Annotated in this window: 13 protein-coding genes; 3 read left to right on the plus strand and 10 right to left on the minus strand. The window is 39.9% G+C overall.

Annotated features, from left to right (window positions below):
* Position 1: 1 nt before the first annotated feature.
* Genes ACFSTH_RS06390 through ACFSTH_RS06405 form a run of 4 tightly spaced genes read right to left on the minus strand, consistent with a single transcriptional unit; the run spans position 2 to position 4,001 of the window.
* Positions 2–1,024 (minus strand): sugar kinase, encoded by a 1,023-nt coding sequence (locus tag ACFSTH_RS06390; RefSeq protein WP_377770797.1) that lies wholly within the window; start codon positions 1,022–1,024, stop codon positions 2–4.
* Complete coding sequence (gene dagF, locus ACFSTH_RS06395; protein ID WP_377770799.1) at positions 1,014–1,772, minus strand: 2-dehydro-3-deoxy-phosphogluconate aldolase; 759 nt, start codon at positions 1,770–1,772, stop codon at positions 1,014–1,016. The genes ACFSTH_RS06390 and dagF overlap by 11 nt, the downstream gene beginning before the upstream one ends.
* 5 nt (positions 1,773–1,777) lie before the next feature.
* Positions 1,778–2,884 carry a DgaE family pyridoxal phosphate-dependent ammonia lyase gene (locus ACFSTH_RS06400; protein ID WP_377770801.1) on the minus strand — a complete coding sequence of 369 codons (1,107 nt, stop codon included), beginning with the start codon at positions 2,882–2,884 and terminating at the stop codon, positions 1,778–1,780.
* On the minus strand, positions 2,862–4,001 hold the full coding sequence (locus ACFSTH_RS06405; RefSeq protein WP_377770803.1) for an amidohydrolase/deacetylase family metallohydrolase: 1,140 nt from the start codon (positions 3,999–4,001) through the stop codon (positions 2,862–2,864). Before ACFSTH_RS06405 ends, ACFSTH_RS06400 begins: the two co-directional genes overlap by 23 nt.
* Positions 4,002–4,220: 219 nt before the next feature.
* Here ACFSTH_RS06405 and ACFSTH_RS06410 point away from each other — a divergent pair, with 219 nt between their 5' ends.
* A complete protein-coding gene (locus ACFSTH_RS06410) occupies positions 4,221–4,787 on the plus strand; it encodes an SMI1/KNR4 family protein (protein WP_377770968.1) in 567 nt (188 codons plus the stop codon).
* An 83-nt stretch (positions 4,788–4,870) separates the two neighbouring features.
* On the opposite strand, the gene ACFSTH_RS06415 is transcribed toward ACFSTH_RS06410, so the two are convergent.
* From ACFSTH_RS06415 to ACFSTH_RS06425, 3 genes are read right to left on the minus strand one after another with little or no spacing between them, the layout of a single operon-like run.
* Positions 4,871–6,175, minus strand: a complete 1,305-nt coding sequence (locus ACFSTH_RS06415) for an ABC transporter substrate-binding protein (protein WP_377770805.1) — start codon at positions 6,173–6,175, stop codon at positions 4,871–4,873.
* A 49-nt stretch (positions 6,176–6,224) separates the two neighbouring features.
* Positions 6,225–7,055, minus strand: a complete 831-nt coding sequence (locus ACFSTH_RS06420; RefSeq protein ID WP_377770807.1) for a carbohydrate ABC transporter permease — start codon at positions 7,053–7,055, stop codon at positions 6,225–6,227.
* Position 7,056: 1 nt separating this feature from the next.
* On the minus strand, positions 7,057–7,893 hold the full coding sequence (locus ACFSTH_RS06425) for a carbohydrate ABC transporter permease (protein WP_377770970.1): 837 nt from the start codon (positions 7,891–7,893) through the stop codon (positions 7,057–7,059).
* A 203-nt stretch (positions 7,894–8,096) separates the two neighbouring features.
* On the opposite strand from ACFSTH_RS06425, the gene ACFSTH_RS06430 reads away from it, so the two are divergent.
* Entirely contained in the window at positions 8,097–9,965 is a 1,869-nt protein-coding gene (locus ACFSTH_RS06430; RefSeq protein WP_377770809.1) for a sensor histidine kinase, read from the plus strand.
* The gene (locus ACFSTH_RS06435) at positions 9,962–11,554 is read left to right on the plus strand and encodes a response regulator (RefSeq protein WP_377770811.1); all 1,593 of its coding nucleotides are present in this window, start codon (positions 9,962–9,964) and stop codon (positions 11,552–11,554) included. Before ACFSTH_RS06430 ends, ACFSTH_RS06435 begins: the two co-directional genes overlap by 4 nt.
* Before the next feature lie 237 nt (positions 11,555–11,791).
* Here the strand turns inward: ACFSTH_RS06435 and ACFSTH_RS06440 are convergent, their stop codons facing one another.
* The 3 genes from ACFSTH_RS06440 to ACFSTH_RS06450 form a co-directional block, all read right to left on the minus strand.
* On the minus strand, positions 11,792–11,968 hold the full coding sequence (locus tag ACFSTH_RS06440; RefSeq protein WP_377770813.1) for a hypothetical protein: 177 nt from the start codon (positions 11,966–11,968) through the stop codon (positions 11,792–11,794).
* A gap of 452 nt (positions 11,969–12,420) precedes the next feature.
* Positions 12,421–13,299, minus strand: coding sequence for a polyamine aminopropyltransferase (speE, locus tag ACFSTH_RS06445; RefSeq protein WP_377770815.1), 879 nt, complete (start codon positions 13,297–13,299; stop codon positions 12,421–12,423).
* 44 nt (positions 13,300–13,343) lie between these two features.
* Positions 13,344–14,708, minus strand: a complete 1,365-nt coding sequence (locus tag ACFSTH_RS06450) for a multi antimicrobial extrusion protein MatE (protein WP_377770817.1) — start codon at positions 14,706–14,708, stop codon at positions 13,344–13,346.
* Positions 14,709–14,817: the final 109 nt, after the last annotated feature.

Raw genomic sequence — 14,817 nt, forward strand, 5'->3', positions numbered from 1 at the left:
ATTAGCGCTGCACATCACTTACCGTTAGCACTAGTGCTTGCTCTACTTCCGCAATGCTTGCAAGCGGTGTATCGCCAGCAGTCGTATGAGCTAACATACCGGCAGCTGCCGCAAAAGCAATCGTCTCTTGCTGACTCATTTTGGTCAATTCCCCGTGAATAATGCCGCTCGTAAAGGCATCGCCTGCACCAATTCTATCATAAACAGCAAATGGTTCGGTAGAATAAAAGGAAAATTGTGCTTCTTTGTACATATACGCTGCTAGCTCATGTTTGTTATCTCCGTAGATCGTTCGCTGCGTACCTGCAATAATTGGAATCTGATAACGCTTCGCCACTTGTGGAATAACATCGAGTAACTGCTCTTTACGATCCACCTGCTCTGTCGTAAAACCAAGCAATAACAACGCATCTTTTTCGTTCATCATGACGATATCCGCCAGTTGTAGCATTTTTTCATAATGCCCTTTCGCTTGTTCATAACCATCTTTGCCCCACAACGAAGGTCGATAGTTACAATCGAATACGATCAACTTTCCTCGTTTACGCATTTCTTCTGCTAATAAAAACATTTGACTTCTTACTAAATCATTCATCGCTAGCGTAATTCCACAAAAACTAATGACATCGATCTGCTCCGCAATTGCAGCAAAATCATAGTGATCGGTACTTGCAGTATTAAAACTACTTTCTTGACGATTCGTATACGTCACCCGTGATGGACGAACACCAAACCCATTTTCCAAAAAATAAGAGCCGATATATTGCCCCGCACGATTACTTAACTTGAGCGATAAACCAAGCTTCTTTAATGCCGATGCAGCTGCATCGCCAAGTGGATTGTTCGGTAATGTCGTCACCAAATATCCTTCATGCCCATAATTAGTAAGTGCAGCCGTCACATTTACTCCCGTACCAGAAAAGGATAACGCTAATGAATTGGCTTGTACTAGCAGTGCATGCCCAGGAACTTCCAAACGCATCATCACTTCACCGAATGCCGCAACACGATAGTTAGCGTTCATACTCATCCACCAATTTTTTCAAAATAGCTGTTAAATATGCCACATCTTCTACCTTTGTTTCACCAGTAGCTGCGTCAATAATAGAAGTGTATACATGCGGAATAATAATCGGCACATTTGCTTCTAGAGCAATCCGTACAATCGGTTCAAAATTTTCTAGATCTATCCCACCTGTTGGCTCCAAAGCAAATTGAGTTTCTGCACAAGCTTCTGCCAAAGCACGATATTCCGCTTCTGCTTTCAATCCATCCATTGGAAAAAACTTCAGTGCATTGCCGCCCATGTCACGAATAAGTGCAATTGCTGCCTTCGTAGGAACAATCGCTTTCTCTGTTTCCGCAGCACTGATTGGACCAGTCGAAATATTGACATAACCTGGCTTTCCTGTCGGTGAAACCAAGCTGTTAATCCAGCTATCATCATTCCCAGCATTCGCTCTTGTTGCACCAACCGCTGTATATACTTGATTAATATGACTGCCCGTATAGTGTTTAGCAATTTCAGCTACAACAGACGCCTGTCGATTATCGCCTGCTCCAAGCCCGATTGAAACCGCATCATCAATGACAGCACCATGTTCTTTCATTGCAACAGTAGCTGCTTCTGCTGTCGGATAGTTTTTGGACAACACTCCTACAACTACGTATCCTTCTGCTGCTTCATAAATTGCTTTAGCATTTTCCACACTGTTTGCCAATACATTTAGTGCTGCTCGTCCTTTATATAACCGATTGTTTAATTGATTCATCTCACTCATACCCCTTTTGTTATCAATTGTTGAATAGTTGTTACGATAATATCCATATCATCGCCCTGCAACGAACGAACATCAATATCAAAAAATCCTTGCTTCACACCATAATCACGTGTATAAATGGCAATGTCTCCTGCTTGCAACGACTGTGCTACTTCAACAGCTGTTGTACCACTTGTTTGTTGCTCAATTTGTACTCTACCTCGATAGATCGGTCTGCCCGCTTCATCTTGTACGATTGTTACAGTAACGCCTGGCAATTCATTTAGCACCATCATTTGCTGCAATATTACTTTTTCTTGTTCACTATTGTCTTGCTTGTCTGCGTACTCATCTAACGCTTGTAGCAATCCAAAAATCGCTTCTTTTCCAACTTTCATACTCCGCCCAATACCATATAACTGGACACGAAGCCAATCGATGTAACGCTCTTTTCCACAAACAAGTCCGCTAGTCGGTCCTTCAATTGCTTTCGAACCACTATAGATAACGAGATCAGAGCAAGCAACATAACGCTGCAAATCTTCTTCCGCCGCTGCATCAATAATAAACGGAATGTTATGACGCTGCGCTACTTCCCATGCCTCAACTTCCGAAATCGTATTTTTCTGAACCGCATGATGGGACTTAACATAAAGAATAGCTGCCGTTCGTTCATTAATCGCTTGTTCTATATGATGAGCTTTTCCTTCATTAGCAGAACCAACCTCGACTACTTTACCGCCGCCCAAATAAATCATCGTTTCGATAGGAACACCGTAATTAACATTATGCCCTTTGAACATAATTATTTCTGATTTTTCAATCGGTTGCTGGTGCAACTGCATACTTGTTCGCTCATCTCCAGCCGTTACTACTGCCGCTACTGATAATGCAACACCACTAGATGCAGAGTTAACGACTACTGCCGCCTCTGAACCGATCATTTGAGCAATATATTGACCTGAACGTTCCACAAGCTGCGCCATTTCTACATAGTTTTGCCCACCTTGCTTCATCGCTTCCATTACCGTATCTGTCGGTGCGGAAACGCCGAGTATACTCATTCTGCCACTAGCATTGACCACTCGCTTCAACCCATACTTAGCAAGTAAAGAACTTGTCATTAATCATTACCCCTTTCGGAACTATTAATTGATTCGCTTGCCGTTTCTCTCCACCACTATCTACAAAATCAACTTCCCCTTGCTCTATGGCAAATAGTGTTATATTTGCGGCTTCTCCCACTTGCATTCTACCTAGCTCTGGTCTATGTAACCAAGCTGCTGCTCTTGTCGTTACTGCCGCAATAACTTCCTCCAACTGATAACCTAAATACAAAAATTTACTCATCACATGAGCCAAACTAAACACTGGACCTTCTAATCGATTTACGCGATAAATGTCGCTACTAATCGTATTCGGATGAATACCATGCTGCTTGGCAACTTCCGCAGTAGCAAATGAGAAACTAGCACTGCCATGTCCAACATCTAGCATCACTCCACGTTGCCAAGCAGCAAGCAGCTCCGCTATCGGTTCACCACTAGCAGCAAACAAGTTGTTCACTTTGCCATGCAGAAAGTGAGTAATAATATCGCCTTCAGCAAGTAGCGGCAACACTTCTGTAATCGCAGGCGGTCCCGATCCAATATGCACCATCAGACGTTTATTACAAGCTACTGCCAGGTTTCTAGCTATTTCTAATGGTTTAATACCACTATCGCCAACGACTGTTTTACTGATTCTTGCTTTCAAACCAACAATAAATGATCCATATTGCTCACATGCTTCAGCAACTAACTGTTCGTCCATCCAAGCCATATTGGTTAATTCATCGACACGCTGTAATCCAATACGAGAAATATTAAGAAATGCGAGTAATCGCGTTTGTGCTGTTTGACCAATGTCATACAATTCCGCTATTTGATCGGCTCCACAGCTACCAGCATCAACTACAGTAGTGACACCTTGCGCTATACCAATCTGATCAATCTCATCACCATATGGCTGATGCTTCGCAAATGCATGTACATGCATATCGATCCAACCACTAGAAGCGTAGAGTCCCGCTAATTGATGCACAACGTAACCGGTATAAGCTCTCGTTCCCGTTCGTTCAATATGCGTAATCATACCTCGCTCTATAAATATATCAACAAACGGATGAAGCTGTTCTGCTTTTAACGACTGCTCATCTGTTACTAATCGACAATTGCATAATACAATCCGCTCGTCACTCACGTTTTTCCCTCCACTTCCTACTTACCGTTGTTGTTATTCTCATTAATAAAAGAGTACTGGAATAAAATCAGCATAACATACTGTTTTTTTAAAGTAAATAACGTTATAACGTTTGATAATAAAATAGAAAAAAATATGAGATTGCCTGTTTACGATATTGTAACAACTTGATATGATATAGATAATCTTAACAAATATAGGGGAAATTAGAGGGTGGCGATGAGTACATTGGAAAGCTCCACATGGAAAGAAATTTTAACTATCATTCGTGACATTTCAGAACCTATTTATGAATCGATCCAACAACCAGCAACGAAGATACAACTAGATGAATTGGAAGAAGCATTACAAGTAGCTTTACCAATTAGCTTTAAACAATACTTGACGACATTTAATGGACAATCTACTCATATTCCGTTTATGGGATATAACTATTTTTTATCTTGCGAACAAATTTTGCAACAAACGCAATTTTGGCGTAGTGCTTTTACAGAAGAAGACCGAGCAACGTGGGTAAAAGAAGATCGCATCAAGCCTGTCTTATGGGCACATAACTGGATTCCAATTACGGAATTCGAAGCTCACTCTTCGATTGTTTTAGACTTATGCCCTGGGAGAAACGGTACTGTCGGTCAAATATTCCAATATTATCCCGGAATGACTTATGAACATGTAACCGCTGTATCTTTTGAACAATTCTCTGCCGGCATTCTACAACGACTAAAGCAAAAACAGTATACATTAGAAGATGAAGTCATCTCATTTGATGATTACTATATTATTTAAACGAACTGCTCCGACTTTTCTTGCACAAAAAAACGACTGCCGCTACTACCAATGAGTAGTAATGACAGTCGTTTGTTATTTGATTACTTCGATAAATTTTCCCATGTGCTTTGGAATGCTTCGAGCATTTGTTCTTTCGACATTTGACCGCCTACATAAGCTTGCATCGCATTACCAAACTCGTTACTAGCTGCTTCACCGCTTGGGAATTTGAACCAATTCCAACTTAACGTTTTGCCCGCTTGGCTGTATTCCACAATATCTGCCGCTAGCTGACCAAGCACTTCATTATCTGCAGTAATGTTATCGAATGCTGGAATAAATTTGAATTCCTCTGTAATATAACGTTTCCCAATATCAGAGCTTACCATCCAATTTAAGAACGCTTTGGCTTCTTCTTTCACGGCTGAATTTTTGTGCACAACCCAGTTGTTTGGCACGCCTACCGGTAGTTTATCCATCGCTGCACTATCATTATTAATCGGCATTGGCAAAAATCCGATATTTAAGTCTGCATTCGTTTGTGATAACGCAACTTGCGTCCAATTTCCTTGTTGCGTCATCGCCGCTTTTCCTGTAGCAAATTCCGTAATTTGAGAGTTATAGTCGGTTTGTAGCGGGTTTTTGTTACCATACTTCAATGTTAAATCAAATAGATCCATCCATTGTGCAAATACTTCATTACCTGTTATTTTCTCTGCACCACTGCTCAAATAAGAAATGTACTTATCTGGGTCAGCTTGATGTGCAAATGGCAAGTTAACAAAGTGATTTCCGAGTACCCACCACTCGCCATAACCATTCACGAAAGGTGTAATACCAGCTGCCTGCAACTTTTGTGCTGCCGCATCTAACTCTTCTAGTGTTGTTGGTTTTTCCGTAATTCCTGCTTGCTCGAACAAATCTTTATTATAAATATAGCCGTATCCTTCTAGATTAAGCGGTTGACCATATAACTTGCCGTCTTTGGTCATCGGCTCTTTCGCCACGTCTACTAAATTGGCTACCCAAGGTTGATCCGACAAATCTTCTAAATGCTCTACCCACAAGTCAAGATCAGTAAATCCTCCATTATTAAAAATATCTGGTTTATCTTTCGAGTTAAATTTTGATTTGAGCGCAGCGCCATAATCAGCACCACCGCCAACCGTTTCTATTTCTATTTTTACATTAGGATGTAAACTCTCGTACTCTTTAATTAACTGCGTTAGCTGCTCAGCAATTTCCACTTTGAACTGAAACATTTTAATCACTACTTGCTTTTCTCCATCCGTTCCAGCTCCAGCGCCATTATTAGTAGTCTCTGTTTTTTTCTCTCCACCACACGCCGCTAACACTACCATCAATACTAACAACATACTCATCATAAAAACTGCTGATTTTTTCATTATTCATGACCTCCCCTATATTTTTCACTATTCCCTTGCTTCACGACCATTATCCTTTGACCGATCCAGCTGTAATTCCTTCAATAATTTGCTTTTGCAATACTAGCATAAACAATATAATTGGTGCGATTCCCATCACTAATCCAGCCAGCGCCATATCCCACTGTTTCGTATATTGCCCAAAGAAAGAGTAAGTAGCCAGCGGTATAGTCCGTAGTCCCGGATCGTATAAAAATAACGATGGCAGTAAAAAGTCGTTCCAAATCCAAAGCGTGTTAAGCATTACTACAGTAACAGTCATCGGCTTCAACAGCGGAAATACAATTCGCCAAAACACCCCATAATCATTCGTTCCATCAACGACGGCTGATTCCTCAATTTCTTTGGGAATCGACTTAATAAAACCGTGGTACAAAAAGATATTCAATGATACTCCAAAACCGAAATAGGCTAAGATTAGTCCCCATGTGCTGTTCATAATATGAATTTCGCTCGCTACTTTTACCAGTGGAATCATAATCGATTGAAATGGAATAACCATCGCTGCCACGAATAAAAATAACATCAGATTATTGAAGCGTCCCGGATAGCGAACCATCCGATAAGCTGCCATGGAGCTAATAACGATTAGCCCAACGTTACTAAAGACTGTAATCAGAAACGAATTGAGAAATGCACTAGGAAACTTCATAATTTCCCATACTCTACTGTAATTACTCCAGACGAATGCTTCTGGCCAACCTGCCGCGTTACTCATCAAATCAGCAAAGCTTTTGACCGAGTTGACGATAACAAAGTAAAACGGGACTAAAAATATAATGGCAACAATTATACCGACTAACTCTAAGCCAAAATGCCGAGGGGAATATACTTTATTCATCTTAACTCTCCACCTCTTTTCGCTTCGTCAAATACACTTGCGTCATCGTAATAATCGCTACGACTATAAAGAAAATTAACGCTTTTGCTGTACCAATACCAAATCTGTTATTGCGGAACGCTTCATTATAAATATTTAACGCTACCGACTCTGTCGAGCCGAACGGTCCACCTTTGGTTAACGATAAATTAATATCGAACACTTTGAATCCCCAAGATATCGTTAGGAATAAACAGACCGTAATCGCAGGCATAATAAGCGGTAATAAAATACTTTTTAACATTTGCCATTTCGTTGCGCCATCTATTTTTGCCGCTTCCACTAATTCACTTGGAACATTGACGAGTGCAGCGATATAAATAATCATCACATAGCCTGACAACTGCCACACACTTACAATAACGATACCCCAAAAGGCAGTCGCTTCTGTTCCGAGCCAAGGAAGTAGAAAAAAACCAATATTCGTCCAATCACCCACTGCTGCAAATCCTTTGACAAAGATAAAGGACCAAATGAATCCTAACAATAATCCGCCAATAACATTCGGCATAAAGAAAATTGTTCGTAGTACGTTGCGCGTTTTGAGCGGTTGTGTTAACAATAGAGCAAGTAGAAACCCAACCAAGTTAATGAGTATTAACGTTGCTAACATATATTTGGCTGTAAACCAAAAAGAGTTGCTAAATGCGCTATCTTCAAACAAAATATACTTATAGTTACTAAAGCCGACGAACGTTACTTCCGATGTCACGCCATTCCAACTCGTAAAGCCATAATAAATGCTCATCAAAAATGGAATAACGACAATAATAATGAAGAACAATGTTGCCGGCCCCATAAATACCAATTGTTGCAAACTAGTCGATAAACGATTCTTCTTTCGATTTGGCAACACGATCACACTCCTTTATGATCAGCATTTTGTTTGCTTTTTTCTAAGTATAGGCTGGAATGTGAGTAGTGAACACTGACGAAGATGACATAAAAGGTGGAATATATTGACCTGGGTACGATAATTGCGGAGACAACGGGAGGAGGATCATGATGCAGTTGATAAAAAGTAGTTTACAAAAAAAATTAGTGTTATTTTTACTAACTGCTGTTATCGTGCCTATCTCGATTTCGATTTTCGTTACGTATCATTACACTAAAAAAAATGTACAGGAAACATCCATCGCCCACAATACAGCATTACTTAATCAAGGAAGCTCTAATATTGGGCATTACATGCAGCGGATTCATCAAGTGATGATGCTCATTTATCAAGATGCCAGTAATAAAAGTAGTTTTTATCAAATTGCTGGCAAGCAGCAGTTATCCTATGCCGATGAACAATCGCTCTATGTTGCTTTACAATTCATCATGAACTCTGTTGCCGAAGCAAAACAAGTCTACGTTCATCTCGATCGACCACAGCAATCTTACCGTTTTTCCTATAGTTTACTGCGATCTGCCACAGGAGAAACGTTCGATATTGACGATTATATGGGGAAACAAACATCACTAACAACGACCGATTACTATTTGCAACCGACCCATACTAGCCATACTTATGACATTAATAAATTCTCGTTTGAAGTTCCTGAACAAGTCATGACGTTTCATCAACAAATTTTAAATAGTCCGAGTGATAAAACGATTGGCACTTTTGCACTGGATGTCAAACCAACGATGATTAATCAAATTAGCGCATCACTGTATGCCAAAGAACAAGAACAATTTTACTTGTTACACGAAGATGGTTCTGTTCTTTATGCCTCTGAATCGCTTGGGGAACAACCGCTTGCGATAACGACTGATTGGTTAAATCAACTTGATATAAACGAGCAACCGTCCGGTTATTTGCACGTATCGGATGAGCAGTTTAGCGGGATACATTTATACAAGACGATCGAAACACCATTTGCTAATCTTATTATGTTAAAGCGCATTCCTGCATTCGTGTTAACTCAAAATGCCAAACAATTAACGGTTATTAACAGTTTAATTGTTGTCGCTTGTTTAATCGTGGCAGTCATTGCCACCATTTATATTTCTGTTCATTTTACAGCACCGATCAAGCAGCTTTTACGCTATATGAATAAAATTGAATTTGGGCAGATGGAAGCACCATTACATACTAACCGAACCGATGAGATTGGCATCCTTTCTCGCCGTTTTCATCAGCTTATTCAGCGCCTAAACCTACATATCAACAAAGAATATCGACTAGAACTAGCCAATCGGACGAACCAGCTTAAAGCACTGCAAGCACAGGTTCAACCTCATTTTATGAATAACGCTCTACAATCCATTGGCACATTAGCATTACAAAATAAGCAAAAGAAAATATACCAGCTCATTGCCGCCCTAGGCAAAATGATGCGTTATCAAATGAATACAAACGAAGCGCTCGTCCCGCTCCAAAGTGAACTCGACTACGTTCGTGCCTACTTGGCACTGCAATCACAACGGTTTGATGATAAACTAACGTTCCATTTTGATATTGACGAACAAACAAAAGCGACGCAAGTACCAAAAATGATTTTGCAACCGATTGTAGAAAACTGCTTCAAGCATGGATTTATTGCGCAAAATAATATGGGAGAAATAACGATTATGAGTGAATGGATACAAGGGGAGCTTGATGCGGAGCTTATGATGCAACGGCAGTCGGAACTACGGATAACGATTATGGATAACGGAATAGGAATAGATGGAACGGCACTCGAAACACTACAATTTAAACTCAATCATCTACATGCGCAGCCTACAGCGACAGAGCAAAGTGGCATAGGACTAGTCAATGTACTAGCACGTTTGCAATTATATTTTTCCGAACAAGCAGCTATTCGGGTAGCACAACAAACACCACATGGCTTACAAGTCACTTTAATCATTCCGATGGCGGAGGAAGGGGAACAACGATGATATCTGCTTTAATTGTTGATGATGAGAAACATGTAAGGGAAGCGATCGAACTACTCATCGATTGGGAAAGCTATCAGATAACGAAACTTTTTTTTGCACCTGAAGGTGCTACCGCTATCGAAATTATTAAACAAGAACAGCCCGATCTTATCTTTACCGATATGCTGATGCCGATGATGGATGGTTCGGAGCTACTGGAATGGATTCAAATACATCACCCTGCTAGCAAAACGATCGTTATTAGCGGGCACGACGATTTCGGCTATATGCGGCATGCAATTAAATATGGTGGGATGGACTATATATTAAAACCGATTGATGAAGCAGAACTAAACGAAGCGGTACAAAAAGCAGTCGCTAGCATCCACGAGGAACGACAACTGTTGCAGCAGCAACAACAACAATCGATACAAATTAACCAGCTTAAACCGATGTATCGTGACAAAATATTAAGTTCCTTATTAGATGATGGACAATTATATGCGACATTTGCTGCCGAACTAGAGAAAGAAATAGCGTTATCCCCATCCACTGCATGGATGCAAGTCGCTTGTCTTTCGCTCGATACAGTGCCGCAACTGTTCAAAGATCGCTTTGCTTCCAATTTGGATTTACTGATTTTCTCACTAGCCAATATTGCAAATGAACTGTTAGGACGAGATCCATCGGGTTATGCCTTCCGCAATACGAACAAACCCGAGCAATTAGTATTTCTTATTTGGCATGATCTAACATATGCTGAGCAATTGATAACTGCGGTTAATCATGCTTTTTTCGCTACATACGGTGTCCGCTTCAACTTTGGACTTGGTTTACCTCAGCCATTTCCACTAAAATTACCACAAGCATGGCAAGAAGCAAACGCCGCTTTACAACAACATAATTTACTAGATACGCAAACAACGATCCATCATTACGATGCACAGCAATCCACTTTTACAGGACTACATTTTTCAAAATACCAGCACCCTTTACGGCTTGCCGTACAAAGCAACAATAAACAACAGCTCGCCAATACGATTGCAGACTGGTTTCAACAATTACAACAACTGACTTGCATTACAAAAGACCAATTAGAATTATGGACACATGAATTTACTGTTTTCTGTACGAGCTGTCATACGCAGCCCACGCAACAACCAGCGGTGACTATGTCATCCTTTGTAGTACCACTTCATGCCGATGGACATCTATCTTTGGCGATGTGGCAACAGCGATTAACGCAATATCTCTATTCCTTTGCTGAACAGTTATCTAACGTACAGACACCAATGAATATGGCGGAACAAATTGCTAGCTACATTGCAGATCACTACCAGCAAGACATTTCGTTGCAACAAATTGCCGAACACTTTTCACTTAGCAAAGAATACGTTTCCCGCAAATTCAAACAAGATACAACCGAAAACATTTCCGACTATATTGCACGTATTCGCATCGACCATGCCAAACAATTGCTAACAAATCCAAACTTAAAAATCATCCAAATTGCGGACATGATCGGCTACAACGACGAAAAATACTTTAGCAAAGTATTCAAAAAAATGGTGGGAATTTCGCCGAATGAGTATCGGCGTAAGTTGGAGTGAGGTTTACAAACTAATCTTTATAATTAATTATAATCAACCTAACAACTACTATCTATGCCAATCCATTCTTTACAAGCGTATCCCTTTCACTCAGCAACAATACAACGTACAATTTTATATTATTTCGGGTCACTGAGCGATGGGGATACACGTTCAAAGAAACAAATTGCCCGCAACCATCCCCCAACCACAAAACAAACCGCTGCCAACTATTTATGTAGCGACAACGGTTTGTTATTATTTATTTGATTGTGTTTTTACTTCGTCCAGCGGCAACTCTAACATTTTAGCTATATCTTCTGGTGTCAGCCCTTTGTTTAACATTTTCCCGATTATTTCCTTTTGTAATTCTATTCGTCCTTCTTGATGACCTTCTTCATAGCCCCATCGTTTCCAAGCTGGCATTAGTTCCATTAGTTGCTCACCTTCCTCTGTATGTTTTCCTAATAATTCTTCTGACCATGCATGAGCTTCGATTAACGGCGACGTGAACAAAGACTTTATACGAAATATAGTATAAAAGGACAGCGATTAGCGATAATATTAGAGCTTTGTGTGAAAAAACGTATAAATGGGCAGGGACTGGTCGAGAAAGTGAACGATTGGTATGAGAAACACACTTTAGGAGAAAATTTCTTTATGTATCTAGCCAAAATCGACTAGTAACTATTATTTATTTGTTATAAGCTCGCAATCACTATCCACAATTTAACAAAAGCGTATCAGTCAGCTGACACGCTCCTTCTACCATCTACTTGCTTGCTCGTTCATTTAATCTACTATTCGTAGCGGATTCTCTTTCTATCTACTACTCACTAGTCCGACTCTTTAATTCTATCTACCACTCACTTGCTCACACATCAATCCTATCTACTACTCACTAACTCTCCCTGCAAATAGTCTTGCACAAACTGTGGAAGTTGAAAACAACTATTTAGAATAGCTTGGTTGATATATTTTGTTTCTTTATCAAAAACGACTTGTTCTACGGAGCGAAGCGGTTGTTTGGAGCCAATCGTAAAACTCCATAGTCCACCCGGATACGTCGGCACAACAGCCGTGTATAATTGGTGATGTGTAAATATGTTACCGATTCGATCATAAGATTGCTTCATAATATCGGGTTGGAATATAGGTGATTGACTTTGACAAACCATTATTCCCCCATCATGCAGCGCACGGTGTAAGTTTTCGTAAAAAGCAGATTCAAATAATTGCACTGCTGGTCCTACTGGATCAGAGGAATCTACAATAATAACATCATACTTTTCCTTTACTGACTTCACGAACGCTACGCCATCGGCAAATATAAAGTTAACACGTGGATCGGACAAATTACCGGATACTTGCGGCAAATATTGTTTACTCGCTTTTACAACCAGTTCATCTATTTCCACCATATCAATTTGTTCGACCTGCTTATATTTGGCGACTTCTCGAGCTGCACCACAATCTCCACCACCGATAATAAGTACACGTTTCGGATTCGGATGAAGAATAAGTGGAACATGAGCAATCATTTCATTATAAATGTGACCATCTTCGGCAGTAGTTTGTACCGCTCCATCTAAGACGAGCATGGGACCAAAATCATCAGAATCTAGTATCATCACATGTTGAAAATCACTAGTTGCTTCAAACAATACTTCTTTAATTTTGTAACTAATTTTCAAATTGTCCCTATCGTCCTCGGTCAACCACAGTTTACCCTGTGTCTGTTGAATATACTTTGGCAACCGTTTCATTTTCTACCTCCTAAAAGTATAGTAACTTTCATTGTACCAAAATTTTAGGGTGATAAGTAGGCACTATCCTTTTTCAAGGAACGAATAAACAATAGAAGAACGACTAATTCCGCTAATAAACCGAGCGATTGCGCAATTGCTCCAATCATACCATTCCAGCCCGGAGCAAGAAATACGAAGACTACAAGTAACGTTACTGTCGTAATGACATTCATTACCTGAGAACGGAACATCGCTTTCGTCTGACCGATCAACATAATATAACCATTGCAAATATCAATCCAAGGAAAAATTAAACTAAACAGAGCAAGGATTCGCAACGTATGTAAGCTAGCAGTTAATAAATCACCACTTACCCCCATCACATGTGTCAATATAAATGGACCGATGGCAGTAAAGCCCAATAAACAACTCAGTATTCCAGGAATCCATGCAACGATAAACACAAAACGCTTCGACGTTTGTGCATCTTTACGATAAAAGTTCAATATTATTTGATGCAAATAAGAAAAAAAGCTGAGTACTAACATATTGACACTAGTAGCTATCGAGAAAGATGCTATCGCCAGCTCAATATTGCTTGTTTTACCTAACATTGCATTAATTGCTGGACCAATAATCGCTGCCAAAAAAGAAGAAAATAATAACGGGCGATAGAACTGAAAAATTGGTTTTTTCGATGTGATAGGGTGATCGGCTTTCTTTTCGGGAATCACTTTTCGCAATAATTTTCTGCCTTCCCATACCGCCATCGCAGCTTCTATCATCATCCCAACCAAGAAGATAAAGGCTCCCACTATACCATTAATCAACCCAATATGAATAAAGTAAAGCGACAATCCGTACATAGCAGCAAGTCTAAAAATCATCCCAATCGTTAACCACTTCGTTCGCATATTGGAAATAATAATACCATGATATAATCCACGTATTCCCGAAAATACCGCTACAAACATCAATACACGATACACTTGTATAATCGGTTGCAATAGTGCATCATCAACGCCAAATAAGTAAAGAAAAACCCACTCACCAAGCGGTGTATAGGCTATTAATAAACAAAGTAATATAATACTGGCAAAAATATAGAGACTCATATTCGACAAAGCACGAAATGATACCCGATCTCGCACTAGTGCGGAACACGTTTGGCGCAACAATATTAACGGTCGTTCTGTCAACGTTGTAAAACTAAGCGGAATAGCATAACTAGCAATAATAAATTCTGGATTAGGTGCCCTAGCTAACGTACTATTAATGATGACATGAGAAATCGTAACTAATGTAGACGACAAGCCTAACGGTAAAAAGAAGGAAAGTAACTGACTCGTTTTAACCACTTGTTTGGGCTGTTGTTGTTTCGCAGCAGCTTTACCTGACGGACTCGCTAACTCACTTTGTTCGCTCATAAGCTTCCTTTCTTGTTGCTATTTCATCGATTGTATTTACAAAACCTTATTATTCTTCTATTATAGCAGTAAATTTCGAAAAATATTAGCTTTGACAACGTTTTCTCTC

It is taken from the genome of Paenibacillus yanchengensis (assembly GCF_042684845.1).
Lineage (GTDB): Bacteria > Bacillota > Bacilli > Paenibacillales > Paenibacillaceae > Pristimantibacillus > Pristimantibacillus yanchengensis.

Excerpts from the sequence above, each read along its gene's own strand:
- ACFSTH_RS06390 (WP_377770797.1), bottom strand. The coding sequence starts at position 1,024 with ATGAACGCTAACTATCGTGTTGCGGCATTCGGTGAAGTGATGATGCGT.
- dagF (WP_377770799.1), bottom strand. The coding sequence starts at position 1,772 with ATGAATCAATTAAACAATCGGTTATATAAAGGACGAGCAGCACTAAAT.
- ACFSTH_RS06400 (WP_377770801.1), bottom strand. The coding sequence starts at position 2,884 with ATGACAAGTTCTTTACTTGCTAAGTATGGGTTGAAGCGAGTGGTCAAT.
- ACFSTH_RS06410 (WP_377770968.1), top strand. The coding sequence starts at position 4,221 with ATGAGTACATTGGAAAGCTCCACATGGAAAGAAATTTTAACTATCATT.
- ACFSTH_RS06415 (WP_377770805.1), bottom strand. The coding sequence starts at position 6,175 with ATGAAAAAATCAGCAGTTTTTATGATGAGTATGTTGTTAGTATTGATG.
- ACFSTH_RS06420 (WP_377770807.1), bottom strand. The coding sequence starts at position 7,055 with ATGAATAAAGTATATTCCCCTCGGCATTTTGGCTTAGAGTTAGTCGGT.
- ACFSTH_RS06425 (WP_377770970.1), bottom strand. The coding sequence starts at position 7,893 with ATGGGGCCGGCAACATTGTTCTTCATTATTATTGTCGTTATTCCATTT.
- ACFSTH_RS06430 (WP_377770809.1), top strand. The coding sequence starts at position 8,097 with ATGATGCAGTTGATAAAAAGTAGTTTACAAAAAAAATTAGTGTTATTT.
- ACFSTH_RS06435 (WP_377770811.1), top strand. The coding sequence starts at position 9,962 with ATGATATCTGCTTTAATTGTTGATGATGAGAAACATGTAAGGGAAGCG.
- ACFSTH_RS06440 (WP_377770813.1), bottom strand. The coding sequence starts at position 11,968 with ATGGAACTAATGCCAGCTTGGAAACGATGGGGCTATGAAGAAGGTCAT.
- speE (WP_377770815.1), bottom strand. The coding sequence starts at position 13,299 with ATGAAACGGTTGCCAAAGTATATTCAACAGACACAGGGTAAACTGTGG.
- ACFSTH_RS06450 (WP_377770817.1), bottom strand. The coding sequence starts at position 14,708 with ATGAGCGAACAAAGTGAGTTAGCGAGTCCGTCAGGTAAAGCTGCTGCG.